General features: G+C 71.3%; 24 protein-coding genes. 8 read left to right on the top strand and 16 right to left on the bottom strand.

Going from position 1 to position 23,216, the window contains the following annotated elements; translation table 11 throughout:
• Positions 1 to 567: a helix-turn-helix domain-containing protein gene (locus tag AC07EQ_RS30555; RefSeq protein WP_132493742.1), complete on the bottom strand. Its 567-nt coding sequence runs from the start codon at positions 565 to 567 to the stop codon at positions 1 to 3.
• 137 nt (positions 568 to 704) lie between these two features.
• Between AC07EQ_RS30555 and AC07EQ_RS30560 the strand changes: the two genes are divergently transcribed.
• Both AC07EQ_RS30560 and AC07EQ_RS30565 read left to right on the top strand, forming a co-directional pair.
• The gene (locus AC07EQ_RS30560; RefSeq protein ID WP_478391324.1) at positions 705 to 1,421 is read left to right on the top strand and encodes a flavodoxin family protein; all 717 of its coding nucleotides are present in this window, start codon (positions 705 to 707) and stop codon (positions 1,419 to 1,421) included.
• Between the two features lie 75 nt (positions 1,422 to 1,496).
• A complete protein-coding gene (locus tag AC07EQ_RS30565; RefSeq protein WP_478391325.1) occupies positions 1,497 to 2,231 on the top strand; it encodes a class I SAM-dependent methyltransferase in 735 nt (244 codons plus the stop codon).
• Positions 2,232 to 2,244: 13 nt separating this feature from the next.
• On the opposite strand, the gene AC07EQ_RS30570 is transcribed toward AC07EQ_RS30565, so the two are convergent.
• Positions 2,245 to 2,616, bottom strand: a complete 372-nt coding sequence (locus tag AC07EQ_RS30570; RefSeq protein WP_478391326.1) for a MerR family transcriptional regulator — start codon at positions 2,614 to 2,616, stop codon at positions 2,245 to 2,247.
• 88 nt (positions 2,617 to 2,704) lie between these two features.
• Between AC07EQ_RS30570 and AC07EQ_RS30575 the strand changes: the two genes are divergently transcribed.
• Entirely contained in the window at positions 2,705 to 3,901 is a 1,197-nt protein-coding gene (locus AC07EQ_RS30575; protein WP_478391327.1) for an MFS transporter, read from the top strand.
• Here the strand turns inward: AC07EQ_RS30575 and AC07EQ_RS30580 are convergent.
• From AC07EQ_RS30580 to AC07EQ_RS30590, 3 genes are read right to left on the bottom strand one after another with little or no spacing between them, the layout of a single operon-like run.
• Positions 3,867 to 4,715, bottom strand: coding sequence for a helix-turn-helix domain-containing protein (locus AC07EQ_RS30580; RefSeq protein WP_478391328.1), 849 nt, complete (start codon positions 4,713 to 4,715; stop codon positions 3,867 to 3,869). The genes AC07EQ_RS30575 and AC07EQ_RS30580 overlap by 35 nt on opposite strands.
• The gene (locus tag AC07EQ_RS30585; RefSeq protein ID WP_478391329.1) at positions 4,712 to 5,251 is read right to left on the bottom strand and encodes a DUF6879 family protein; all 540 of its coding nucleotides are present in this window, start codon (positions 5,249 to 5,251) and stop codon (positions 4,712 to 4,714) included. Before AC07EQ_RS30585 ends, AC07EQ_RS30580 begins: the two co-directional genes overlap by 4 nt.
• Positions 5,248 to 5,484, bottom strand: a complete 237-nt coding sequence (locus AC07EQ_RS30590; RefSeq protein WP_093269954.1) for a hypothetical protein — start codon at positions 5,482 to 5,484, stop codon at positions 5,248 to 5,250. The genes AC07EQ_RS30585 and AC07EQ_RS30590 overlap by 4 nt, the downstream gene beginning before the upstream one ends.
• A 460-nt stretch (positions 5,485 to 5,944) precedes the next feature.
• Between AC07EQ_RS30590 and AC07EQ_RS30595 the strand changes: the two genes are divergently transcribed.
• Together AC07EQ_RS30595 and AC07EQ_RS30600 are read left to right on the top strand one after the other, a co-directional pair.
• Positions 5,945 to 7,069 carry a carboxylate-amine ligase gene (locus AC07EQ_RS30595; RefSeq protein WP_478391330.1) on the top strand — a complete coding sequence of 375 codons (1,125 nt, stop codon included), beginning with the start codon at positions 5,945 to 5,947 and terminating at the stop codon, positions 7,067 to 7,069.
• 132 nt (positions 7,070 to 7,201) lie between these two features.
• Positions 7,202 to 7,954: a haloacid dehalogenase type II gene (locus AC07EQ_RS30600; RefSeq protein ID WP_478391331.1), complete on the top strand. Its 753-nt coding sequence runs from the start codon at positions 7,202 to 7,204 to the stop codon at positions 7,952 to 7,954.
• On the opposite strand, the gene AC07EQ_RS30605 is transcribed toward AC07EQ_RS30600, so the two are convergent.
• On the bottom strand, positions 7,951 to 8,607 hold the full coding sequence (locus AC07EQ_RS30605; RefSeq protein ID WP_478391332.1) for a TetR/AcrR family transcriptional regulator: 657 nt from the start codon (positions 8,605 to 8,607) through the stop codon (positions 7,951 to 7,953). The genes AC07EQ_RS30600 and AC07EQ_RS30605 overlap by 4 nt on opposite strands.
• Before the next feature lie 83 nt (positions 8,608 to 8,690).
• Between AC07EQ_RS30605 and AC07EQ_RS30610 the strand changes: the two genes are divergently transcribed.
• Together AC07EQ_RS30610 and AC07EQ_RS30615 are read left to right on the top strand one after the other, a co-directional pair.
• Positions 8,691 to 9,608, top strand: coding sequence for an SDR family NAD(P)-dependent oxidoreductase (locus AC07EQ_RS30610; RefSeq protein WP_478391333.1), 918 nt, complete (start codon positions 8,691 to 8,693; stop codon positions 9,606 to 9,608).
• Positions 9,605 to 10,021, top strand: a complete 417-nt coding sequence (locus AC07EQ_RS30615) for a PPOX class F420-dependent oxidoreductase (RefSeq protein ID WP_478391334.1) — start codon at positions 9,605 to 9,607, stop codon at positions 10,019 to 10,021. Before AC07EQ_RS30610 ends, AC07EQ_RS30615 begins: the two co-directional genes overlap by 4 nt.
• Positions 10,022 to 10,040: 19 nt before the next feature.
• On the opposite strand, the gene AC07EQ_RS30620 is transcribed toward AC07EQ_RS30615, so the two are convergent.
• The 10 genes from AC07EQ_RS30620 to AC07EQ_RS30665 form a co-directional block, all read right to left on the bottom strand.
• The gene (locus tag AC07EQ_RS30620; RefSeq protein ID WP_478391414.1) at positions 10,041 to 11,603 is read right to left on the bottom strand and encodes an ABC transporter ATP-binding protein; all 1,563 of its coding nucleotides are present in this window, start codon (positions 11,601 to 11,603) and stop codon (positions 10,041 to 10,043) included.
• Positions 11,604 to 11,608: 5 nt separating this feature from the next.
• On the bottom strand, positions 11,609 to 12,403 hold the full coding sequence (locus tag AC07EQ_RS30625) for an ABC transporter permease (protein ID WP_478391335.1): 795 nt from the start codon (positions 12,401 to 12,403) through the stop codon (positions 11,609 to 11,611).
• The gene (locus AC07EQ_RS30630; protein WP_478391336.1) at positions 12,400 to 13,341 is read right to left on the bottom strand and encodes an ABC transporter permease; all 942 of its coding nucleotides are present in this window, start codon (positions 13,339 to 13,341) and stop codon (positions 12,400 to 12,402) included. Before AC07EQ_RS30630 ends, AC07EQ_RS30625 begins: the two co-directional genes overlap by 4 nt.
• Positions 13,338 to 14,897, bottom strand: a complete 1,560-nt coding sequence (locus AC07EQ_RS30635) for an ABC transporter substrate-binding protein (RefSeq protein WP_478391337.1) — start codon at positions 14,895 to 14,897, stop codon at positions 13,338 to 13,340. Before AC07EQ_RS30635 ends, AC07EQ_RS30630 begins: the two co-directional genes overlap by 4 nt.
• Positions 14,898 to 14,984: 87 nt before the next feature.
• A complete protein-coding gene (locus AC07EQ_RS30640) occupies positions 14,985 to 15,782 on the bottom strand; it encodes a class I SAM-dependent methyltransferase (RefSeq protein WP_478391338.1) in 798 nt (265 codons plus the stop codon).
• Positions 15,749 to 17,038, bottom strand: a complete 1,290-nt coding sequence (locus AC07EQ_RS30645; RefSeq protein ID WP_478391339.1) for an MFS transporter — start codon at positions 17,036 to 17,038, stop codon at positions 15,749 to 15,751. The genes AC07EQ_RS30640 and AC07EQ_RS30645 overlap by 34 nt, the downstream gene beginning before the upstream one ends.
• Positions 17,035 to 18,054 (bottom strand): dipeptide epimerase, encoded by a 1,020-nt coding sequence (locus tag AC07EQ_RS30650; protein WP_478391340.1) that lies wholly within the window; start codon positions 18,052 to 18,054, stop codon positions 17,035 to 17,037. The genes AC07EQ_RS30645 and AC07EQ_RS30650 overlap by 4 nt, the downstream gene beginning before the upstream one ends.
• Positions 18,051 to 19,106: a PLP-dependent cysteine synthase family protein gene (locus AC07EQ_RS30655; RefSeq protein ID WP_478391341.1), complete on the bottom strand. Its 1,056-nt coding sequence runs from the start codon at positions 19,104 to 19,106 to the stop codon at positions 18,051 to 18,053. The genes AC07EQ_RS30650 and AC07EQ_RS30655 overlap by 4 nt, the downstream gene beginning before the upstream one ends.
• Positions 19,106 to 19,900, bottom strand: coding sequence for a Rossmann-like domain-containing protein (locus AC07EQ_RS30660; RefSeq protein WP_478391342.1), 795 nt, complete (start codon positions 19,898 to 19,900; stop codon positions 19,106 to 19,108). The genes AC07EQ_RS30655 and AC07EQ_RS30660 overlap by 1 nt, the downstream gene beginning before the upstream one ends.
• A complete protein-coding gene (locus AC07EQ_RS30665; RefSeq protein ID WP_478391343.1) occupies positions 19,897 to 21,120 on the bottom strand; it encodes an ATP-grasp domain-containing protein in 1,224 nt (407 codons plus the stop codon). Before AC07EQ_RS30665 ends, AC07EQ_RS30660 begins: the two co-directional genes overlap by 4 nt.
• 562 nt (positions 21,121 to 21,682) lie before the next feature.
• Between AC07EQ_RS30665 and AC07EQ_RS30670 the strand changes: the two genes are divergently transcribed.
• On the top strand, positions 21,683 to 23,209 hold the full coding sequence (locus AC07EQ_RS30670; RefSeq protein ID WP_478391344.1) for an HNH endonuclease signature motif containing protein: 1,527 nt from the start codon (positions 21,683 to 21,685) through the stop codon (positions 23,207 to 23,209).
• The last annotated feature ends 7 nt before the right edge of the window (positions 23,210 to 23,216 follow it).

Consider the following 23,216-nt stretch of genomic DNA (forward strand, 5'->3'; position numbering starts at 1 on the left):
CTAGGCCGGTCCGGAGTGGACGATCAGCACCAGGGCCGGTTCCGGACCGGTGCGGCGGTGGCGGTGCCCGGTGTGGCCGGGGTAGGCGATGCTGTCGCGCGGGCCGAGCGCGTGCAGGGTCGGCTTCTCCGGCTCCTCCAGGAGTTCCACCTCCAGCGAGCCCGAGACCACGTAGACGAATTCGCGGCGGGCGTGGCTGAAGTACTCCTCGAACTCCTCGGTGCTGACCACCATCTCGGTCACGTCGGCGCCCTGCTCGAAGTGGTCGAGCAGCCGCACCGAGTCCACCACCTGGCCGGCGCCGCGCTCCAACCGGACGCCGCCCGCCGAGGGGGCGGCCTCGGCCAGCAGCGCCTGCTGCGTGGTGCGCAGCGATTCGGCGATCAGGAACAGCGAGCGCATCGACGGCCGCGCCCGCCCGCGCTCGACCTGGCTCAAGAACGGGTGCGAGAGCCCGGTGTCCGCGGCGACCTGGACCAGGGTGCGCCCGAGCTCCTTGCGGCGGGACCGGATCGCCGCGCCGAGGCGGATGTCCGCGTCCTGCACACCGCGCCGCCTGTCCCCCACCGCTGCCCCTTCCACGGGTCGCCGCCGTCCCACCCGATGTTACCGCCGTCAACATTCCGTGCGGCGGCCGGAGTTGCCCGGCCCCGTGGTCGGTGCTGCACTGGCCGCGCGGAGACGTTGCCGGGGGGCGAGGGGCGATGACCGAGGCCGAACCAGTTTTCGACGACCTGCGGGCGCTGTTCATCAACTGCACGCTCAAGCGCTCGCCGGACCGCAGCAACACCGAAGGCCTGCTGGAGCTCAGCGCGGGCATCATGCGCCGCAACGGCGTCGAGGTCGACAACATCCGGGCGATCGACCACGACATCGCCGTCGGCGTCTGGCCGGACATGACCGAGCACGGCTGGGCCACCGACGAATGGCCGCAGCTCTACCAGCGCGTGCTGGCCGCCAACATCCTGGTGCTGGCCGGGCCGATCTGGCTCGGCGACAACAGTTCCGTGATGAAGCACGTGATCGAGCGGCTCTACGGCTGCTCGTCGCTGCTCAACGACGCCGGTCAGTACGCCTACTACGGCCGCGCCGGCGGCTGCCTGATCACCGGCAACGAGGACGGCGTCAAGCACTGCGCGATGGACGTCCTCTACAGCCTCCAGCACCTCGGTTACACCATTCCGCCGCAGGCCGACGCGGGCTGGATCGGCTCGATCGGCCCCGGTCCGTCCTATTTGGACCCCGACTCCGGCGGGCCGGACAACGACTTCACCAACCGCAACACCACGTTCATGACCTACAACCTCATGCACGTGGCGGCGATGCTCGACCGGGCCGGCGGATTCCCCGCCTACGGCAACCAGCGCACGGAGTGGGACGCGGGCTGCCGGCCCCACTTCGAGAATCCCGAACACCGCTGACCTCCGCCGTTCGGGCACTGGCCACCGGCGCCGCCGCGACCCTACGCTGGGCGTGCCGACCAGTGAGAGGTGCGCATGACCGACCAGACCACGCCCGCGGTGTTCGAGCGGGTGCTGCCGTTGTTGTCACCCGCGCCCGAAAACCCGGACCTCGACGGCGGATACCTGGACCTGCTCGGCGGGCAGGCGGCCGAACCGTCCGGCCCGATCCAGTCGTTCTGGGAGTCCGGCGCGGGTTCCGCCTGCTACGACCACGTTCAGTCGGCCACCCGCCGGGTGCTGCCGATGTGGTACCGGCTGCCCACCCAGGCGCGCCCGCCGTCCGGCGGGCTGGTGCTCGACGTCGGCTGCGGGCCGGGCAACGTCACTTCTCAGCTGGGCCGCGCCGTCGGGCCCGCCGGGCTCGCGATCGGCGTCGACGTCTCCCGCCCGATGCTCGCGCGGGCCGCCCGCACCGAAACCGCCGACAACGTCGGGTTCATCCGCGCCGACGCGCGCGAGCTGCCGTTCCCCGACGGCACGTTCGACCTGGTCACCAGCCTCGCGGCGCTGCAGCTGATCCCCGAGCCGCACGCGGTGCTCGGCGGCATGGCGCGGGTGCTCGCGCCCGGCGGCTGGCTGGCGGTCATGGTGCCGACGCCGCGCGGCGGTCTGCTGCACCAGGCGGCGAAGCTGACCGGCGGCCGGTCCGGCCTGAAGTTCTTCGACGCCGCACAGGTCGCGGAATCGCTGCGGGCCGCCGGGATGGACGTCGTGCACACCCACCGCACCGGACCCGTGCTGTGGATCAGCGCGCAGCGGGGCGCCTGACTTCCACAGTGGACTATTCGGGACGGACCCGCGTCCGGGCCTGGGCCAGGTAGTCGTCGATCGCGTCGCGGTTCGCGGTCAGCGACTCGATCCGCCGCTGGACGTTCGCCCGCTCCCGCTCCAGGTTCGCGAACATCTCCGGGGCGACGATGCGCATGTGGATGGCGCCGGGCTTGTCCAGGCAGGGCAGGATGTCGCGGATGATCCGGGTCGGGATCCCGGATTCGAGCAGGCCGCGGATCTTCAGCACCCGGTCCACCGAACCCTCGCCGTAGGCGCGATGCCCGAGCTCGTCCCGGGCCGGCCGGATGAGGTCCTGCTCCTCGTAGTACCGCAACAGCCGCACCGACACCCCGGTCCGCTCCGCCAGCTCACCGATCCGCATGCGGCCATTATCCCCGGCATCCGGTGTGCGCCACGTCACCGGCGGATCGCTTGCCCTCACACTTGTGTGAGGTCTTCAGGGTGGGGCCATGACTTCGGACGTGGAGGCCCGCGCGGCGGGTTCGAGCGCGAAACTGCCGGTCGGCGCCCTGTCGGCGTTCGCCACCGTGGTGCTCATCGGCTGCCTGACCGAGACGCTGCCCGCCGGGGTGCTGCTCCCGATCAGCGCCGATCTGCGGATCTCGGAGTCGCAGGCCGGGCAGCTGGTGTCGGTGTACGCGATCAGCACCGCGGCAACCTCGGTGCCGCTCACCGCGCTGACCCGGCGGCTGCCGCGCCGCGCGCTGCTGCTCGGCCTGGTCCTCGGGTTCGCCGTGGTCAACGGCGTCACCGCGATTTCGCCGTGGTACCCGTTGACGCTGGTGACGCGGGTGCTGGCGGGCGCGGTGTCCGGGGTGATGTGGGCGATGATCGCCGGCTACGCGATGCGGATCGTGCCGGCGGAACGCGCCGGCCGGGCGCTGGCGATCGCGATGGTGGGCACGCCGATCGGGTTCGCCATCGGGGTCCCGGCCGGGACGGTGCTCGGGGAGCTGATCGGGTGGCGGTACGCCTTCGGCGCCATGGCGGTCATCACCGCGGCGCTGGTCGGCTGGGTGCTCTGGCAGGTCCCGCCGCTGCCCGGACAACCGGCGCAGCAGCGCGCGAACACCCTGGAAGTCCTTGCCACCCGTGGTTTCCCGGCCGTGCTGGCCACCACGTTCGCACTGGTCCTCGGGCACAACGTCCTCTACACCTACATCGGCCCGGTGCTCGCCGCCGCCGGTCGGGTGGAGCTGCTCAGCGCCGTCCTGCTGGTCTTCGGCGCCGCCTCGGTGCTGGGCATCTGGATCGTCGGCGCGCTGATCGACCGCCGCCTGCGCCTGCTGATCCTCTCCTCGGCACTGCTGATCGGCATCGCGGTGGCGCTGATCGGAATGGCCGCGGCACTGCCGGTGGTGCTGTTCGCCTCGGTCGCGTTGTGGGGCTTGGCTTTCGGCGGCGCGCCCACGATGTTCCCGGCCGCGGCGGCCAGGGTCGCGGGCCGGGACGCGGACGTGGCCCAGTCGCTGACCATCACCGTCTGGAACGTCGCCATCGCGGCGGGCGCCTACCTGGGCGGAGCGGCGCTCGACCTGGCGGGCGACGCCATCCCGCTGCCGTGGATCACGGCGGCTCTCGCCCTGCTGGCCCTGCTGATCTACTCGGTGCTCACGGCTGATCGGCCGCCGCGTAGTGCGCGATGAGCCGCTGCAGCAAGCCCCGGGCCTCGGCGTCCTCCAGCGCAGCGGACAGCAGGCCGTCGAAGACGCGGTGGAACCGCGCCAGGTCGTCGGGGTCGGCGATGGTCATCTCCGTGTTGACCGTCTCCACCAGCACGAGCTCGTCGATGATGACGAAGCCGTGCAGCGGAACGACCGTCAGCTGCGCGTCCAGCGGCACGATCGCCAGCCGCGTCGTGGACATGCCCGCCAGGGCCAGCAATCGGTCGAGCTGGCCGGCCATCACCTGCGGCGGGGCGATGGGATGCCGCAGCGCGGCTTCGGAGCAGAGGATCTCCACGGACGTGCGCGGGTTGAACAGGACGCTCTGGCGGGCCATTCGCTGTTCGACCGACTCGGCGATGTCCCGCGAGCTCTGGTGCAGGTCCGCGACGACCTCGAAGACGTGCCGGGCGTACTCGGCGGTCTGCACCAGGCCGGGAACCAGCGCGATCTCGAACAGCCGGATGCGCTCGGCGCCGTCCTCCAGCTGCCGGCCGTACTCCTGCCGGGCGCGATTCCCGGTGCGCAGCTGGCGCTTCCAGCTCGCCGCCTCGATGCGGATCTCGCGCAGCTCCTGCCGCAGCTCGGCCGCCGCATCGTCGGCAGCACCGGTCAGCCGGCAGTAGGCGACCACGTCCGCGTCGGAGACGGACTGCTTCGCCGTCTCCACCCGCGAGACCTTGGACGGCGTCCACCCGGCTAGTTCGGCGAGCTGTTTCCCGGACAGCCCGGCCGCCAGGCGCAGCCGACGCAATGCGTCGCCGAACGCCAGGCGGCGTGTGTCGAAATCCGTCACCGGCTCCTCTGGGGCAGGTCGTGCAGGTAAACCATCAATGGAATCGCATGATCGCATGCGATCTCCCGCCAGGCCCGGTAGCGGTCCACCTCCCGCGGGCTGGCGATGATCTCGGTGCCAGCGAATCGCTGGTCCTCGTAGTGCATCAACGCGACCCTGGTCTCGTCGAAGAGCCAGAAGTCGCTGGTCGGCAGGCCCAGCTCGGCCGCTTCGTCCTGGGTCAGCACCCGGATGTCCTCGCCGGCGGCGATGTTGGCCGGGCCGACGTCGAGCTGCCAGCGCTGGTACTCGGTGGGCGGTTCCCCGAAGACGCGCACCCGGGAGACGAGCCGGCCCGCGCGGGTCGCCGCCGCGACCTGGTCCAGCCAGGGCCGCAGCCAGCGCAGGTCGTCCGGCTCGCCAGCCCGCCAGCGGCGCCAGGGTTCGGCCTCGTCGGGCTGGCGGTAGGTGCCCTGGCATTCCCACCGCCACGCCCGGCGCTCGAACGAGCGCAGGAGTTCGTCGAACTCGGCGCCGGGTAACACCCAGGAACTCACGGTGCCGCCTTCGGCACGAAGTCGAGCAACGCGGCCGGGACCTCCACCGCGGTCTCGTGGTCGGGGAGCCCGCGTTCGCGGAGCGCGGCGAGTGCTTCGGGGTCGGTGACCTTGTAGCCCTGGACGACGTAGGTTCCCTGGTCGGTGCTGTACAGCGTGGGGCAGGTACCGGCGTGCGACGTCGTTCCCTGGAAGGTCAACTTCACGTGCTCCTCCTCGTCGAGAAGATTCATGCATCGTCTGTGCAATACGAGCATTCGGTCAAGCGTTGGCCCGCCGCGCAACTCAAACAGCCGAACCGGGTGATCCACCGACGTGATCAACTGGGCCGTTCGGGTTGGAAATCCGGAGAATTGCTTGAATTGCTTGAAATGCACGCGGCCGGTTCCCCATACTTCGATCATCGACGGGCCACGGGGAGACCGACTGGCGGGCGAGCTCTCCCCGGACCTCCAGAAGTCCCCGGCCCGGTGCTGAACCCCGACTCGCACCGGGCCGGCCTGGAACTATCCACAATGGACCGCCGTGACCTGGCGCAGCGCCGCGCCGGCACGGCGGAAACCACCTTGATGGCTCGGCGCCGAAGGGGTGAATCCGGGCCGTCGAACGACTTCCGGGCGAGTGACAAACCCAGCCGCGGGCCCGAAACTGGCTCCGGTTCGCGAGGACCACCGAGCCGGAAGGGGGCGTTCGATGGATCGCGGCTCGCCGCACCCGACGTTCGGGATCGAAGAGGAGTTCCTGGTCCTGGATCCCGGCACCGGCCGGCCGGCGCCGCGAGCAGCCGACGTCCTTCACGAGGTCCCGGCGACCGGAAGCGATGCCACCGGCAACTTCGCGGCGGAGTTCGCCCGTTTCCAGCTGGAGGCCAACACTCCCGTGTGTCGCACCGCCGCCGAGGCGCACGACCACCTGATCTCGGCCCGGCGCGGCCTCGTCGCCGCGGCGGGCCGGCACAACCTCCGAATGGTCTCCACCGGCTACTCCCCGCTCGGCATGCCCGATCCCGTCCCGATCACCGACAGACCCCGGTACCGGCGCATCGGCGACCGGTTCGGGCTGCTGCTGGACTCGCACGCCACCACCGGTTGCCACGTCCACGTCGGCATGCCCGACCTGGCCACCAGCCTGGCCGTGTCCAACCACCTGCGCCCGCACCTGCCCGCGCTGCTCGCGCTCACCGCGAACTCCCCGTTCTGCGACGGCCGGGACACCGGGCACGCCAGCTGGCGGACGATCGTCTGGTCCCGGCTGCCATCGGCCGGGCCACCGCCGGTGCACCGGGACCCGGCGTCCTACCAGCGCGCCGTCGATCTGCTGCTGGCCAGCGGCGCCGCGCTCGACCGCGCCATGGTCTACTGGCTCGTCCGGCCGGCGCCGCATCTGTCCACATTGGAGATCCGGGTGGCGGACGCAGCCGGCACGGCGGAGGAAGCGCTGCTGCTGGCGCTCCTGGTGCGCGCGCTGGCCGCGGTGGCGCTGCAGGACGTCGCCGAGGACCGCCCCGCGCCGGAGCTACCCGACGAGCGACTCCGCCTCGCGCTGTGGCGCGCCGCGCACGACGGGCTGGAGGGCCAGGGGCTCGACGACACCGGGGAACTCGTGCCCGCGCGCTCGCTGCTGGACGAGCTGGTCAAGACGGCCTTGCCCGCGCTGGACGCCAGCGGCGACACGCAGTTGGTGACCGGCGCCCTCGACCGGCTGCTGCGCCGCGGCAGCGGGGCCCACCGCCAGCGCTTGGCGCACGCGCGCCGGCAGGACATCGCCGACGTCATCGACCTGCTCGCCGAGCAAACCGGCACTACCCCGTCCACCTGATGGAACGTCCACATTGGATTTTCAGATTAACCGCGCTGTTGAGCAGATCTCACCGAGTTGATCTACATTTCGCCCCACCGCCTTGCTAGGCTCGGCCCCCGAAGCGCCACCCCGACAAAGGGAGGTCCAGCGATGGCCGCAGCTCCGCAGCGGATCGTGGACGCCGTTCTCTTCGACACCTTCGGCACCGTGGTCGACTGGCGGTCCGGCGTGACCGACGCGGTGGAGGCGATCGCGTTCCGGTGCGGCGTCGAGGTCGACGCCGCCGAGTTCGCGCTCCGGTGGCGGGCGCGCTACCAGCCTTCGATGGAACCCATCCGCGACGGCACCAGGGAGTTCGTCAACCTCGACGAGCTGCACCGGGAGAACCTGATCGCGACGGCGGAGGAAATGGGTCTGCCCGTCGACCGGATCGAGCCGGCCGACCTGGAGTGGCTCAACCGGGCCTGGCACCGGCTCGACGGCTGGCCCGACAGCGTGCCGGGGCTGGCCGAGCTCAAGCGGCACTTCATCATCGGCCCGCTGTCCAACGGGCACCTCGCGCTGCTGACCAACATGGCCAAGCACGCCGGGCTGCCCTGGGACGTCATCATCGGCTCCGACGTGATCCGCGCCTACAAGCCGGACCCGAACGCCTACCTCGGCGCGGCCCGGCTGCTCGACCTGCCGCCGAACCGGGTCATGCTGTGCGCGGCGCACAACGCGGACCTGGCGGCGGCCCGCAGCGTCGGGTTCCGGACGGCGTTCGTGGCGCGGCCGCAGGAGTACGGGCCTTCCCAGCAGACGGACCTGCACGCCACCGACGCCTGGGACGTCATCGCCCGCGACATCCGGGACCTGGCGACGCAGCTGCGCGACCACGCGACCGGAGGCCGGCGGGCCTAGTCCGCTTCCGGCGCGAAGGCCTGCAGGAAGGTCCGGACCGCGGCCGCCGCCACGGTCCGGAGCTCGTCATCGGGCACCTGGCGAGTGCCCAGACGGGCCCGCGCTTCCATCGGGCCGGTCAGCAGCGCCGCGAACTGCTCGGCGGCCTCGGCCGGGTCGCACGCGCGCAGGCGGCCCGCCAGCGCGAGCCGGGCGAGCCGGTCGGCGAGCGCTTCGGTGACGCGGTCCGACGCGCGGCCCCGGACGATGTCGATCAGGCCGGGGAACCTGCCCAGCTCGGCGTAGAGCAACCGGCGCAGCGCCCAGGAGCGGTCGTCGCAGTGGCACTGGAGCAGGCGGAAGCCGACCTCTTCCAGCATCGGCCGCAGGTCGCCCTCGCTGCGCAGCTGGTCGACGACCTCCATGTTCCGCGCGAGGGCCCGGTCCGCGTCGGCGGCGATCGCCTGCCGGAACAGGTTCTCCTTGTCGCCGAAGTGGTTGTACACGGTGGGCTTGGCGACGCCGGCCTCCGCCGCGATCGCATCCACCCCGGCCTGCGCGTATCCCTCGCGGGCGAAAACCCGCATCGCCGCGTCCAGGATCGCCTGGCGCTTGTCGATGCGACCGCGCGAGGCGCTGCGCCCCGACGCCGCCGTTGTGCCCGCTCCGCTCACGCCTGGATCCTACCGCGAATTGAACTCGCCGATTTAAACTACTGAACCTTGTATTTGACTACTGAGGTCGATAGTTTGAACTCATGAGTTCAAATTTGATGGGGCACGGCCGCGCCGGCCACCGCCCGGAGGAGTCCGGAGTGCAGACGTTCGTCATCACGGGTGGCACGGACGGCATCGGCCGGGCGCTCGCGTTCGCCCGCCTGAGACGCGGCGACGAAGTGCTGGTCATCGGGCGAAACACCGAAAAGGGCGCGGCTTTCCTCGACGACGCGGCGCGAATCGGCGCGGGCGACCGGGCCCGCTTCGTGCTCGCCGACCTGAGCCTGATCGGCGAGACAAGGAGGGCTATCGGCGAGATCCGCGCCATGTTCTCGAAGGTCGACGCGCTGGTGCTGTGCGCCCGGTACTACCGGTCCAGCAGAGCGGTCACCGCCGAGGGTTTCGAGCACACCTTGGCGCTGTCCTACCTGAGCCGGTTCGTGCTGAGCCACGAAATGGCCGACCTGCTCGACGCCGCCGACGCCCCGGTCGTCCTGAACGTCTGCGGGCCCGGCTCCGGCGGCGCGGTCCACTGGCACGACCTGGGGCTCGCCGAGGACTACCACGGCCTGACCGCGCTCGCGCAGAGCGGCCCGCTCAACGACCTGCTGGGCGTCGGGTTCGCCCAGCACCGCCGGTCGCGGGGAATCCGGTACGTGCTGTTTCACCCCGGCGTGGTCGCCACCGGCTTCGCCGGCCAGTACGACCCGGAGACCGCGCGGCAGATCGAGGTCATGCGGGCCACCGCCAAGCCGGTCGAGGAGGCCATCGCCCCGATGCTCGCGGTGCTCGACGACCCGCCCTCCGCGGCGCTGAGCGCCTTCGTCGAGGGCGAGCCGCTCGACCTGGACGGCACCGGCTTCGACCCCGCGGCGGCCCGGCGACTGCACGCCGAGACCGAGCGCCTCATCGCCCGCCGAGTCCACAGCAGACACACCCGACAGGAGTTCTCGACATGACCGGCGTATCAGCGGAGAAGCTGGCGAAGTTGCTCGACACCACCGTCTTCGGCGTCGTGGCGACGATCCAACCGGACGGTAGCCCGCAGCAGTCGGTGGTCTGGGTGAAGCGTGACGGCGAGGACGTGCTCTTCATGAGCGCCGTCGGCAGCCGCAAGGAACGCAACCTGCGGCGCGACCCGAGGGTAACCGTGCTCGTTACCCCGGCCGAGGCTCCGTACACCTACGCCGCCATCCACGGCACCGCCACCTTCGAGCCGGAGCGCGCCGACGAGCTCCGGGACGCACTGGCGCAGAAGTACATCGGGAAGACCTACGCCCAGCACATCACGGACACCCCGGAGGCCGGGGCCGACGAGCGGCCGGTGACGGTGATCCGCGTGACGCCCCGCAAAGTGGTCGGGCGGCTCTGACCCGTCCGGACAACCGCGATCACGGCACCGAGGACTGGGAGACCATCCCCTTGTTCCTCGTTGCCGCTTCGACGAGTTCCGCACCGACCCGGCTCCTCGGGTTGTCCAGCACCTCCGCGGTCGGGCCCTGTTCGGCTACGCCGCCCTCGTGCATGATCAGCACCCGGTTCGCCATGCCCGATGCCACCGCCAGGTCGTGCGTGATCATCATGAGGGCACAGCCGGTGTCTCGGTGCAGTTGATCCAGCGCCGCCAGCAGCCCGGCCTGGGTCAGCGCGTCGAGACCCGAGGTGATCTCGTCGCAGATCAGCAGCTCCGGCCCGCTGAGCAGGGCGCGGACCAGGGCCGCGCGCTGGAGTTCGCCGCCCGACAGGGAACGCGGCAGCCGCGCCGCGCCGGACTCCGCCACGCCGAGGCGGGCGAGGCCCTCGATCGCCTCGGCGCGCGCCGCCGAACTCGTTGCGCCGCACAGCCTTTCGGCGGTCCGGGCGACCTGGTCGAGGACCGGGACGAACTCGTTGAACGACGCGCGCGCGTCCTGGAACACGTACTGGATCCGGGCGAGCTGGTCCCGGGTGCGCCTGCGCAGCCGCGGCGACAGCAGATCGCCGTCCAAGCGGATCTCGCCGAGGCGGTGCGGGTGCAGACCCGCGATGCAGCGCGCGAGCGTGGTCTTGCCGCTGCCCGAGCGCCCCACCACCGCCAGCTTGTCGCCCGCGCGGATGTCCAGCGTCACCTCGCGCAGCGTGTCCACCCTGCCGTGGCCCGCGGTCACCGCCCTCGCGGTCACCAGCGGTCGCCCTCCTCCGGTGCGGCCGGGCTCCGCAGGACGCCCGGGTTGCGCGGCGATCAGGCGGTTCGTGTAGTCGTGCCGGGGAGAACCGAAGACCTCCCGGAGCAGGCCGGATTCGACGATGCCGCCGCCGTTCATGACCAGCACCCGGTGCGCCAGCTCGCGCACCAGATCCAGGTCGTGGGTCAGCAGCAGGACCGCGATGCCCTGTGCCGCAACGGCTCTCAGCTCCCCGGCCAGCCGCGCACGGGTCACCGCGTCCTGGCCGGTGGTCGGTTCGTCGGCGACCACGACGCGCGGGCGGCCGACGAGCTCGTGCGCCAGCACGACGCGTTGCTGCTGCCCGCCGGAAAGCTGGTGCGGGTATCGCCGCAGCAGCTCATCGCCGTCCGGCAGCTGCGCCTGGCGGAGCGCTTCGAGCACCCGCGCCCGCACCAGGCGCCTGCGTTCCGCGCGGGTGCCGGCGCGGACGTGCAGTCGCGCGATCTCGTGCAGCACCGAACCGATGCGGCGAACCGGGTTCAGCGCCGCCGAAGGATGCTGCGGGATGTAGCCGACGAGGCCGGGTTCCGGCGGGTGGTCGGCATCCACCGCGACACCGGCGACTTCCACCGAGCCCGTGACGCTCGCCCCGGCGGGCCGTTCGCCGAGCAGCGCCAGGGCCGTGGTGGTCTTCCCGCTGCCGGACTCGCCGACCAGCGCGGTCACCTCGCCCGCCGCCAGGGCGAACGACACCCCGGAGACGATCTCCCGGCCGCCGGCGGCGACGGTGAGGTTGCGGACTTCCACGACGGTCAACGTGCCTCCAGAGCGGTCGGACGAGCGCGCAGCCACCGGTCGAACGCCAGGTTCACGCCCACCGACAGCAGCACGATCAGCAGTGCGGGCAGCGCCACCGCCCACGGCTGGATGAACAGGCCGGTCCGGTTGCGGTCGACCATCGCCGCCCAGTCGCTGGCACCCGGCGAGATCCCGACGCCCAGGAAGCTCGCCGACGCGACCAGGTAGATCGCCCCGGTGAAGCGGGTGCCCAGGTCCGCGGCGAGCGTCCGGCGCATCGCGCGGGCCACGTAGCCGGCGCCGATGCGCAGCCGGCTCTCGCCCTGCAGGCGCATCGCCTCCACCGCGGGCCCGCTGGCCAGCGAAAGCGCCGACGCGCGGCTGATCCGCACCACGTCCGGCAGGTTGATCAGCGCGACGATCCCGAGCAGCACCCACGGGGCGTCGGGGGCGATCGAGGCGAGCAGCAACAGCATCAGCATCGACGGGATCGCCAGCACCAGGTCCAGCGGGCGCATCAGCGCCTCGTCGAGCAGGCGGCTCTTCGTCATGCCCGCCGCCAGTCCCAGCGGGACCGCCAGCAGGTAGGTGCAGGCCGTCGCGGTCGCGGCGGTCAGCACCAGCGACCGGCCGCCCAGCAGCACCTCGTTCCACACGTCCCGGCCGACGAAGTCGGTCCCGAACCAATGACCGCCGCCGAGCGCGAAGGCCACGTCCTTGGCCGTGTCGCCGGTGGCGAACAGCGGCCCGAACAACGCCACCAGGACCGGCACGCCCACCAGCGCGGCGGGTAGCAAGTACTTGTTCACCGGCCCACCTCCGACGCCGGCGCCAGGCCGCGGGCCGCGATGTCCGCCGCCAGGTTGACCAGCACCGTGGTGCCGGCCAGCACCACCGCCAGGCCCTGGATCACCGGCAGGTCCCGTGCCGAGACCGCCTCGACCAGCGTCGTGCCCAGGCCGGGGATCACGAAGATCGCCTCGATCACGATCACGCCGCCGATCAGCCAGTCCGCGGTCCGGGCCAGCTGCTGCACCGCGGGAGCGATGGCGTTGGGCAGCGCGTGCGCGAAGCGGGCGCGGGCCGGCGAGATCCCGAGCCTGCGGACGTGGCGGACGTACTCGGCCCGCTGCGCGTCGATCATGCCCGCTCGCACCAGCCTGCTCAGCGAGCAGATCGGGCGCAGCAGAAGCACGAAGACCGGCAGGACCAGCACCGCCGGATCGCCCAGCAGCGAGCCGGAGCCGACCGCGGTGGGCGGGAACCAGCCCAGTTGCACCGCGAACACGGTCACCACCAGCACGCCCATCGCGAACTCCGGCGCCGAGTACAGGCCGAGCGTGCCGCTGGTGACGACCCGGTCCATCCGGCCGCCTTCGCGGTGCGCGGCGAGCATGCCCAGCGCCACCGACAGCGGCACGAGCAGCACGAGGGTCAGCCCGGCGAGCAGCAGCGTCGGCCCCAGCGCCGCGCCGATGATGTCGGCCACGGCCCGCGGCCCGACCAGCGACTGGCCGAAATCGCCGTGCAGCGCGCCGAGCAGCCACCCGCCGAGGCGCTGCCACGCGGGCTCGTTCAGGCCGAGCTGTTCGCGCAGCAGCGCGATGATCGCCGGGTCCGGGTTGTCCCCGGCGATCGTGACGGCCGCGTCGCCCGGCAGGGCCTCGGTCAGGAAGAACACCGCGGCCATCACCAGGACGACCTGCACCACGCCCAGCAGCACCCGCCGGAGGACGTAGCGGGTCACGCCAGCCACACCTTGTCGTAGCGGGCCCAGTCCAGCGTGTTGGCCGGGGCCCGGTCGTCGATGCCGCCCACGTTCTGCGCCGACGCGACGATCCAGTCCGACACGCCCCACCACAGGAAACCGCCCTCGCGGTGCAGCCGGTCCTGCATCTGGAAGTACAGCTGCTCGCGGCGGGCATCGTCCGCTGTGGACTGCGCCTCGTGGTAGAGCGCGTCGAAGTCCGGGCGCTGCCACTTGGTGTTGTTGGTGGTCGAGGTCGTCAGCAGACGCTGCGAGATGTGCGATTCGAGCGGCATCGCGCCGGACCGGTAGCTGGCGAGCACTCCGTTCTTCGCGATGTCGGACCAGTAGGTGTCCTTGTTGCCCAGCCGGACGTTGAGGTTCAGCCCGGCCTGCCTGGCCTGGTCGGCGATGGCCAGCGCCGCCTCCTTCAGCCCGGTCGAGGCGTCGGAGGTGTCGAAGTCGACCGCGAGGCCCTCCGCGCCGGCCTGATTGATCAGGGCGCGGGCCCGGTCGAGGTCCTGGGCGTGCTGCGGCAGCGCGTCGGCGTAGTACCGGTAGCCCTTGCCGTAGAGGTCGTTGCAGAGCTGCCCGGAGCCCTGCAGCACCGACCTGACCAGCTCGTCCCGGTTCACCAGGTGGAACATCGCCTGGCGCAGCTCGGGCCGGTCGAACGGCGGCCGGTCGGTCTTCATGACCAGCCCGTGGAAGTTGCTCAGCGGCAGCCGGTGCACCTGCACCCGGCCGGTGTTCTCGTGCGTGCGAGCGCTGGTCGGCGTCAGGTCGTGGGCGTACTCGACCTGCCCGCCCAGCAGCGCGTTGACCCGCGCCGCCTCGTCGTTGGTCACGACGATCTCCAGCTCGTCCAGGTGCGGCGCGCCGTCCCAGTAGTCGGGGTTGCGGGCCGCGACGAAGTTGCGGCCGGGCTGGAAGGAGACGAAGCGGAACGGTCCGGAGCCCACCGGCCGGTCGAAGTCCCGCGTGCCCTCCGGGACGATGTAGGCGCCCAGCGTGGCGAGCGCGTTGGGGAACTCCGCATAGGGCCGCTTGAGGCGGAACTCGACGGTGCGGTCGTCGAGCTCGCGGCTGCCGGGCAGGTCGATCACCTGCAGGCTGGCCTTGGCCCGGCGGCTGCTGCCCGGCTCCACGATCCGCGCGAAGCTGGCCAGCACGTCGGCCGGGCGCACCGGCCGCCCGTCGTGGAAGGCCGCCCGCCGCAAGGTGATCCGCCAGGTGAGCAGGTCCTGGCTGGGCTCCCAGCGCTCCGCCAGCCGGGGCCGCGGGGACATGTCCGAGCCGTAGTCGGCGAGCTTGTCGAACAGCGCCTTGGCGCGGGCGATCTCGATGTAGAGGTCGGTTTCGTGCGGGTCGAGCACCTCGGCCGCGCCGCCGCCGGAGAACGCCGCGCGTAACCGCCCGCCGGGGCGAGGCGGCCCGACCGCGGTGGCGCCGGTCCCACCGGCGCAGCCGGACAGCGCCACGGCGGCGCCCGCCGCCGTCAGGCCCAGGAAACCGCGCCGGCTCAGCCCGCGAGCGAGCCTGGATTCGTGTTGCATGCTGGGGTTTTCTCCATTCGAAGGCGTCCCGGACCAAGACCATCGACAACGATAATGATTTTCATTTAACTCGCCAAGAGACGCATCTCACTCGTTGCGGCGCAGCACCACGTGCAGCCGGTCGCCGCTGAGCCGGGTGGACAGCGCCGCATCGCGCCGCCACGGCGTCTCGGCGCGCGGACCGGGCTCGTCGAACAGCGCGACGACCGAAAACCCGTGCCGTGCCGCGAAGTACCGGATTTCCTGCGGGAACAGCAGCCGCCATGCCGAGCGCTGGATCAGCGGCTCGGCGCGCCCCGGCCAGTCCCAGTGGCGTTCCCGGCGCAGGAGCTGCTCCGCGTGGTCGATCCACAGCCGCGTGCGCGACCGGTACGCCACCCCTTCCCAGGCGACCACCTGCTCCCGCACCCCGTCGAGCAGCTCGGTGTTGCCCAGGAAGAACGCGCCGTTGCGCATCTCGGCGATCAGCAGTCCGCCCGGCCGCAGGTGCTCGTGGCAGCGCCGCAGGAAGGCGTCGACTTCGTCGTTGCCGTGGCAGTACAGGAAAGCGCTGTCCAGGCAGGTGATGACATCGAAATCCGCCGCCAGAGGCCCGAACGACCGCATATCGGCGACCACGAAGTCCGCCTCCGGGCAGTGCTCCTGCGCGTGCGCCACCATCTGCGGCGAGCAGTCCAGGCCCGTGACGCGGTAGCCGAGCGCCGTCCAGCAGCGGGCGTCGCGGCCGGTGCCGCAGCCCACGTCCAGCAGCCGCCGACCCGATCCGAAGCGGTGCACCAGGTCGTCGACGAAGCGGGCCGCGAGGTGCCCGGGATCCGGGAACCGCTGCTCGTAGATGGCCGGGTTGTCGGTCAGGAAGTTGGCGCTGACGATGTTGGGGTGCACTGCGAATCTCCCGTTCTCTGGTCCGGTCCGATGCCGCCGCGGCGATCCAGCACGAGCACCGCGAGCGCCGAGCCCCCTCCGATGAGGACGCACAGCGCCGAGGGCAGCCACGCCCACTCGTCGCCGGAGAGGTCGGTCAGCCAGCCGATCAGCGCGTTGCCCGCGGCCGCCGCGACACCGGAAATCAGGTAGAAGACGCCGAAGTAGGTGCCGGCGAGCTCCCTCCCGCCGAACGACGGGATCAGTTCGTAGACGAACGGCTGCGCGAGCATCACGCCGACCGCCAGGAACAACGCCGTGATCAGCACCGGCGCCAGCCGGGCGAACGTCTCCCCCGCGCCCGCCGGGGGCGTCGCCGGGACCGCGGCCGCGGCGATCGCGGTGGCGACGAAGCCCGCTCCCATCAGCCCCAGCCCGATCCCGATGGCCCGGCCGCGGCTCCACCGGCGCTGGGCCAGCTCGGTGATCCGCACCTGCAACGCCAGCGTCGCCGCCGTGGAGACCAGGAAGATCACCGCCACCGCGGCCGCGGACCCGGTGAACCGCTCGGCCTGCATCGGCAGCACCAGGTAGAGCTGGTTCTGCAGCACGAACATGCCGGTCAGCGCCCCGGTGAAGGCCAGGAACCGGCGATCGGTCAACACGCCCCGCCAGTCCGCCAGCACCGACGTCGCGGGCCGCTCGACGCGGCGGACCGGTAGGACCGCGACCTGCGCGACGGTCAGCAGCGCGAAGACCACCGCGGCGACCACCGCGGACAGCCGGAAGCCGACCACCATCAGCACGCTTCCCAGCAACGGCCCCAGCAAGGCCCCGGCGTTGGCGAAGATGTTGAACAACGAGAAGGCCTCGGCGCCCCGGTCGCCCGCCTCCCGCGAGAGGTAGGCGCGCACAGCCGGGTTGAACAACGCCCCGGCCAGCCCGCTGAGCACGGATGCCATCAGCAGCACCGAGAACGACGTGCCGAGGGCGAACAGGCCGAAGCCCACCGCGCGCAGCGCGCATCCGGCGACGATGACGCCCCGCGCGCCCAGCCGGTCCGCCGCCGAACCGCCCAGCAGGAACAGGCCCTGCTGGCTGAGGTTGCGCACGCCGAGGACGACCCCGACCAGGACCGCCGACATGCCCAGGTCGTGGGCGAGGTATCCCGCCAGGTACGGGACCAGCAGGTAGAAACCGGCGTTGACACCGAGCTGGTTGACCAGCAGCACCTGCACGGCCGGCGGGAAACCCCGGATCAGCCGCCACGTCTTCATAACGACACCACGGGGCGCACCCCCAATCCGCGATCGCCGGCGATCCGCAGCACCCCGTCGTCGCCGCCGATCCCGGTCCACGGGTCGTGCGCCAGCAGCAGGTGGCCGTCCAGATCGACCCAGCGGGCGAAGCCGGTGAGGTGCACGGCCGGGGCGATGCCGAGCGAACTCGACACCAAGCACCCCAGCATCACGTCCACGCCGTTGCCATGGGCGACGCCGATGATCTCCCGAGCGGCCCGGATTCCGCCGCACTTCGGCAGTTTCACGTTGACCCCGTGCACCCGCGAGCCCAGGACCCGCACATCGGCCGCGGTGGCGGCGTCCTCATCGGCGATGACCGGCACCGGCGACCGGGCGGCCACCTCGGCGAGCAGGTCCGGCGTGCCCGGCTTGATCGGCTGCTCGACCGCGTCGATCCCGAACTCCGCGACCGCCTTGAGCAGCCGGACCGCCTGCTCCGGCTCCCACGCGCCGTTGGGGTCCAGCAGCAGGCGGGCGCCCGGCGCGGCCTCGCGAATCGCCGCCAAGCGCGCGAGTTCCTGCCGCCCGTCCCCCGCCCCGAGCTTCACCTTGAGCACCGTGAAGCCCCGGCCGGTGAGCTCGCGCGCCGTCCGCACGGCACGCTCCACGGGCATGATGCCGATCGTGTAAGCCGTCGGGACGGGCTGCCAGCGCGCCGTGCCCAGCAGCTCGAAGACCGGCACGCCGCGGAGCGTCGCGACGAGGTCGTGCACGGCCGAATCCAATGCCGCCGACACGCCGGGCGACGCGCTGAACGCCGGGATCCGGCCAGGATCGCGCACCCCTGCCAGCGCTTCCCGGGCGGCCGCCAGCTCCGTCTCGATGCGCTCGACCGTCAAGCCGTAGTACGTGCTGGTGACGACCTCGCCGCGGCCGACGGCGCCGTCGTGCTCGATCTCCACCACGACCGCATCCCGCTCGGACATCACCGATCGCGAGATGCGGAACGGCTCGCGCAGCGCGAGGCCCCGCACCGCCCAGCTCAGCCTCATGCCGGAACCTCCATCGCCAGCAGCGGATCCGACACGAGCCGGCACCTCGTCCACCCCGTCGCCTCCACCGCGGGATGCGCGATCTCCACCGGCCGGGACGCCGTCGGGCCGGCCAGCAGGCCCCTCGCGCGGCAGTAGTCGTCGTCGAAGATCGTGCCGAGGTAGCGGTGCGGCCCGTCCGGGAACACGGTCACCACCTGCGCGCTCGGCTCGACCCGCGCCGCCCACGCCGACACCAGCGCCACCGCCCCGGTGCTCCAGCCGCCGGTGATGAACGCGTGCCGGGCCAGCGTGCGGCACGCCTGCACCGCCTCGCCGGGCCCCACCCAGTGCACCTCGTCGAACTGTCCATATGCGACGTTGCGCGGGTGGATGCTGCTGCCCAGCCCGCGCATCACGCGGGGCCGGGCCGGCTGCCCGAAGATCGTCGAGCCGACGGTGTCCACGCCGATCAACCGCACGTGCGGCCACCGGCGCCGGATCGCGCGGATCGTGCCCGCGCTGTGCCCGCCGGTGCCGACGCTGCACACCAGCACGTCCACCTGGTCGATCTGGCGGGCGATCTCCTCCCCCAGCGCCTCGTATCCGGCCGGGTTGTCCGGGTTGTTGTACTGATCGGGCCAGAACGCATCCGGCCGCTCGCGGCGGACCTGCTGCACCCGGTCCAGCCGGGCCTGCTGCCAACCACCGGCGGGATGCGGCCGGTCGACCACTTCGAGGCACGCGCCGTACGCCCGGAGCAGCGCCCGCATGGCCGGTTCGAGCTCGCTGTCCACGACCAGCACCACCGGATGTCCCAGCGCCTGCCCGGCGAAGGCCAGGCCGACGCCGAGCGTCCCGCTGGTCGACTCGACCACCGCCGCGCCCGGCCGCAGCTCGCCGCGGCGCCGGGCCCCGGTGAGCATCGAGACCGCCGCGCGGGCCTTCATCCCGCCCGCGCTCAGGCATTCCAGCTTCGCCCAGAACCCCGGCTGCGGATGCGGCAGCGGCGCACTCACCCGCGCCAGCGGGGTGTCCCGGAGCAGACCGAGCAGATCGGGATTGCCCCACATCAGCGCACCTCCGTGCGGTAGCGGTAGAGGGTGCTCGGACCGCCGTCGAGCCAGAAGAACGGATACGGCTCCGCCGAGACCGCGGTGACCCCGCCGCCCAGGAAGCACGGCAGGATGCCGCTCGCGGACTGGGCGAACATGACCAGCGGCTTGCCCGTGGCCCTGGCGTGGTCGAGCAGCGCCTGGAACGTGCCGTTGCCGACGACCATGCCGGACGCCAGCACGGCTTCGCAGCCGTCCAGCGCCGCGGCGGCATCGGTCGCGATCGGCTCGCCCCACTCGGTCTCGCCGCCCTTGAAATCGCACGCGACATAGCCGGTCCCGCGCTCGCGGAGGTGGTGCAGCAGCGAGTTCACGACGCCGACGACCAGCACCCGCCCGCTCCTGGGCAGCAGCTCCACCACGGATTCGGCGCGGTGCAAGGACTTCTGCAGCGAGTTGCCCCGCCCGATGACGACTTCCTCGGCGTGGTCGTGGTGCGGGCGCAGCCACTGCAGGTAGGCGTCCAGCGCCGCGATGCGCACCGCGGGCATCGGGCTCCGCAGCAGGTCGCGGACGGGCGTCCCGACGCAGCCGAGGACGACCTCTTCGGGCACCTCCCCCGGTTCCACCGCGCAGGAGCCCACCGCGTCCTCGACCCGCAAGCTCAGCACGTGGTTCCGGTACGACCGCGCCCGGTCCGCGTGCCGCACGCCCTGCTTCGTCAGGAAACCGACGCTGACCCGCGCTTCGTCCGCGCCGAAACGTCCGCTCAGGACCTGCTCGGTCAGGTCCGCCACCGAATGCGGCGTCACTTCCCCGCCTCCGCGTAGCGCACGTCCAGCCCGGCGACCGACGACTCGGCGCGGGCGCGCGCCGCCCCGCTGTCGGCGCTGGTGACCATCACGTGCCCGAGGTAGTTGTTGTTGCTGGTGGCGGCGCCGGCCCGGTGCCCGGGGTCCTTGACGACCCAGTCGACCACCGCCGGATCGGCCGCCAATTCGGCCACCCCGCCGATCTCGGCGATCGTCCCCTCCCGGGGCGGGAGCAGGAACGAGATGGCCGCGCTCGCCGCTCCGGTGTCGACGCGGTGCAGGTCCGGCTTCTCCCCCAACGCGATCTGGGCGTAGACGGCGGCCAGGTCGATGCCGGTCACCCGCCGGATGAGCTCGGTGATCTGGTTGCCCGCCGGACGTGGGTTCACCTCCACCACTCGCGGGCCGTGCGGCGTGAGCTTGACCTCGGTGTGCCCGACGACGTTGTCCAGTCCGAGCGCTTCGACGGCGGCGACCGCGGTTTCCGCCACTGCCTCCGCCGTCGCGGCGTCCAGCGCCGCCGGGAACATGTGCCCGGACTCGACGAACCAGGGCTGCCCGGCGACGCTCTTGTCCGTCACCCCGACGACCGTGGTCTCGCCCCGGAACGTCACCGTCTCCACGCTCACCTCTGCGCCCGTGAGCAGCTCTTCCAGCAGCACAACGGGATTGCGCCGCTGACCGCGCGCGTTCACCGGGAACTCCAGCAGCTCGTTGTACGCCTCGCGCAGCTGCTCCGGCCCGTCGACCCTGCGCACGAACATGCCCGCGCACAGGTCGACCGGCTTGATGACCAGGGGGTATCCCAGTGCTTCCGCGGCTTCCTCCAAGCCGGAGGCCGTCTCCGCGAGGGCGAACGCCGGGCCCGGGACGCCGGCTGCACGCAGGGTCTTGCGGGTGAGGTCCTTCGAGCAGGCCCGCTCGACGGCGTCCGGTGGTGCTCCCGGAAGTCCCAGCCGTTCGGCGGCTTTCGCGGCCGCTGGCAGGTAGTAGTCGCAGGAGGTCAGCACGCCGTCGAAGCCGAGGACCGGCTGCAGGCGCTCCAAGCGGTCCAGCAGGTCCGGCACGTCGTTGGTCTCGACGGTGAGCAGATTGTCCGCGCCCAGCAGCGGATGCGGCCCGGGGGCCGATCTGGCTCGGAGGTAGTGCTGGAGGTCGCGGGTCACGAAGCTGAACCGGTTGCCGCCCTCCCTGATGCTCCTCGGCAGCAACGTGCTCATCGCACCGACCCAGCTTTCCACCAACAGCAGGTGGCCCACTCCGTCTCCCTTCGGACGCCTTGTCGACCGGACACCTTGTCGACGATCGGCGATGATAATCGTTTTCAGTAGGATGGGCAATTCGCCCGGGGGTGTGATGTTTTTGGGGTGGGGTGAGGGCGCCTTGAGGTGAGGGCGCCTTGAGGTGAGGGCGCCTTGAGGTGAGGGCGCCTTGAGGTGAGGGCGCCTTGGAGTGAGGTTGGGACCTTTAGAGGTTCGGCATCTTTTGGGGCCATCCCCGCGATGGGTGGAGGATGGGGGCTGCGTGCCGGAAGTCAAGCCCGGCCTCGCGGCCGCCCCTTCGGGGTTTCAGGCTTGACATCCGACCCGCAGCCCCGGTTCGGCTATGTATCGCGGGGATGGCCCGGAGTGGGGCCGGCTCGTTGGCGGCTTGCGTTGCGGGGTGGCCGTTTTCGGGTCGGCCGGGGCCGGTGGGGTTCGGTTTCAGATTGATCCGTCACAGGGGTCCGGCTGCTGGGGATGGCTTAATTTTGAGGAAATTGACCCCTCAGAAGCCGGGCGCATGGCACGCGCGGCCGATGGCGGTGCGGGTTTGGTGGTGGAGGGGGTCGCCTTCAGCGTGTCGTGGCCGTTTCTCTTGGCGCGACTCGATTTTCGCCGTCTTTGGTGGGGTGTTTCACCTGATCAAGCGACCATTAAAACAATGCGAACACGAGTTCGAGTGCGGGACAATTGTGGCATGACACCGCTACTGAACACCCAGGACACGACTGTGCAGGCCATGCCTCAACAGTCGGCGGTGTCGTGTACTGATGCCAAACTTGCGGCCCGTATCCGAGAACTCGAAACCGAGATGCGGGTACTGCTGTGGGAACAACTGCAATACATCGCCGAAGCCGACCACCGCGCCATCCACACCGAGACCACCGCCCGATCACTGCAAGTCTGGCTGCAGGGGCTGCTCAACATCGACCCACGCGACGCGAAAACCCGCGTCACAGTCGCCCGCAACGTCGAAGACCGGCAAACCTTCCACGGCGAAACAATGCCACCCGACCTGCCCACCACGGCTCAAGCACTGGCTGAGGGTGCGATCGGGCTGGACCACGCGCGCGTCATCGTCAACGGAATCCGACGCCTACCCGACTACGCCCGCTGCCACCAAATCGCCGAAGTCGAATCAACGCTCGCCGGGTATGCGCGGACGATGCCGCCGAGAGAGTTGGAGAAACTCGCCGAACGCATCCGCTACCTCCTCGACCAGGACGGTGCCTACCGCGATGAGGAAGCCCAGCACGAAGCACGCGAATTGCACTACGCGACCACCCGGGACGGCATGACCATCATCAAAGCGAAACTGGACCGGGAAACCGGGGCGAAGTTCGCCGCGTTGATCGAGCCCCTCGCCGCACCCCACCCCGAGGTCGATGGAGAGAAAGATCCCCGGACTGCGGGGCAGCGGAACGCCGACGGCTTCGCCGCACTGCTGGACTTGGCGCTGGACCACGACGGAATGCCCCGCACCGGTGGACAACGACCGCAGATGACGATTGCCATCGACTTCGACGACTTGAAGCGGAATCTCGAGTTCGGCGGCGAGGACTGTATGCCCGGCACCCTCAACACCGAACGCGCCATCACCGCCCACAACGCACGCCGCATCGCCTGCGACGCCGAAATCCTGCCCATCGTCCTCGACGGCGACAGCCTCCCACTGGACGTCGGCAGGACGAAACGCACCGCACCCACCCACATCCGCACCGCACTACTCCGCAGAGACGGCGTATGCGCCTTCCCGGGATGCGACCGGCCGCCGGGGACTCCGGAAGCGCACCACATTCAGCATTGGGTCGACGGCGGCGCCACCGACCTCACCAACATGGTCATGCTCTGCGCACACCACCACCGCACCCTCCACAACCAACGCTGGGACATCACCATGCACGACGGGCGACCCCAGTTCATCCCACCGCCCACAGTGGACCCCAGGCGAACACCCAAACCAGGCGGCAGAGCACTGCCCTCGCAGCACCGCGAGTACCTCCGGGACCTCATCCCCACACCACGGGACCCGGCGGGCGAACCATGACGCCCAA

It is taken from the genome of Saccharopolyspora sp. NPDC045839 (assembly GCF_056431645.1).

Bases quoted from the DNA above. Each gene is read 5' to 3' on its own strand.
- AC07EQ_RS30560 (WP_478391324.1), top strand. From the start codon at position 705: ATGACCGAGGCCGAACCAGTTTTCGACGACCTGCGGGCGCTGTTCATC.
- AC07EQ_RS30565 (WP_478391325.1), top strand. From the start codon at position 1,497: ATGACCGACCAGACCACGCCCGCGGTGTTCGAGCGGGTGCTGCCGTTG.
- AC07EQ_RS30570 (WP_478391326.1), bottom strand. From the start codon at position 2,616: ATGCGGATCGGTGAGCTGGCGGAGCGGACCGGGGTGTCGGTGCGGCTG.
- AC07EQ_RS30575 (WP_478391327.1), top strand. From the start codon at position 2,705: ATGACTTCGGACGTGGAGGCCCGCGCGGCGGGTTCGAGCGCGAAACTG.
- AC07EQ_RS30590 (WP_093269954.1), bottom strand. From the start codon at position 5,484: ATGAATCTTCTCGACGAGGAGGAGCACGTGAAGTTGACCTTCCAGGGA.
- AC07EQ_RS30595 (WP_478391330.1), top strand. From the start codon at position 5,945: ATGGATCGCGGCTCGCCGCACCCGACGTTCGGGATCGAAGAGGAGTTC.
- AC07EQ_RS30600 (WP_478391331.1), top strand. From the start codon at position 7,202: ATGGCCGCAGCTCCGCAGCGGATCGTGGACGCCGTTCTCTTCGACACC.
- AC07EQ_RS30610 (WP_478391333.1), top strand. From the start codon at position 8,691: ATGAGTTCAAATTTGATGGGGCACGGCCGCGCCGGCCACCGCCCGGAG.
- AC07EQ_RS30615 (WP_478391334.1), top strand. From the start codon at position 9,605: ATGACCGGCGTATCAGCGGAGAAGCTGGCGAAGTTGCTCGACACCACC.
- AC07EQ_RS30635 (WP_478391337.1), bottom strand. From the start codon at position 14,897: ATGCAACACGAATCCAGGCTCGCTCGCGGGCTGAGCCGGCGCGGTTTC.
- AC07EQ_RS30645 (WP_478391339.1), bottom strand. From the start codon at position 17,038: ATGAAGACGTGGCGGCTGATCCGGGGTTTCCCGCCGGCCGTGCAGGTG.
- AC07EQ_RS30650 (WP_478391340.1), bottom strand. From the start codon at position 18,054: ATGAGGCTGAGCTGGGCGGTGCGGGGCCTCGCGCTGCGCGAGCCGTTC.
- AC07EQ_RS30655 (WP_478391341.1), bottom strand. From the start codon at position 19,106: ATGTGGGGCAATCCCGATCTGCTCGGTCTGCTCCGGGACACCCCGCTG.
- AC07EQ_RS30665 (WP_478391343.1), bottom strand. From the start codon at position 21,120: ATGAGCACGTTGCTGCCGAGGAGCATCAGGGAGGGCGGCAACCGGTTC.
- AC07EQ_RS30670 (WP_478391344.1), top strand. From the start codon at position 21,683: ATGGCACGCGCGGCCGATGGCGGTGCGGGTTTGGTGGTGGAGGGGGTC.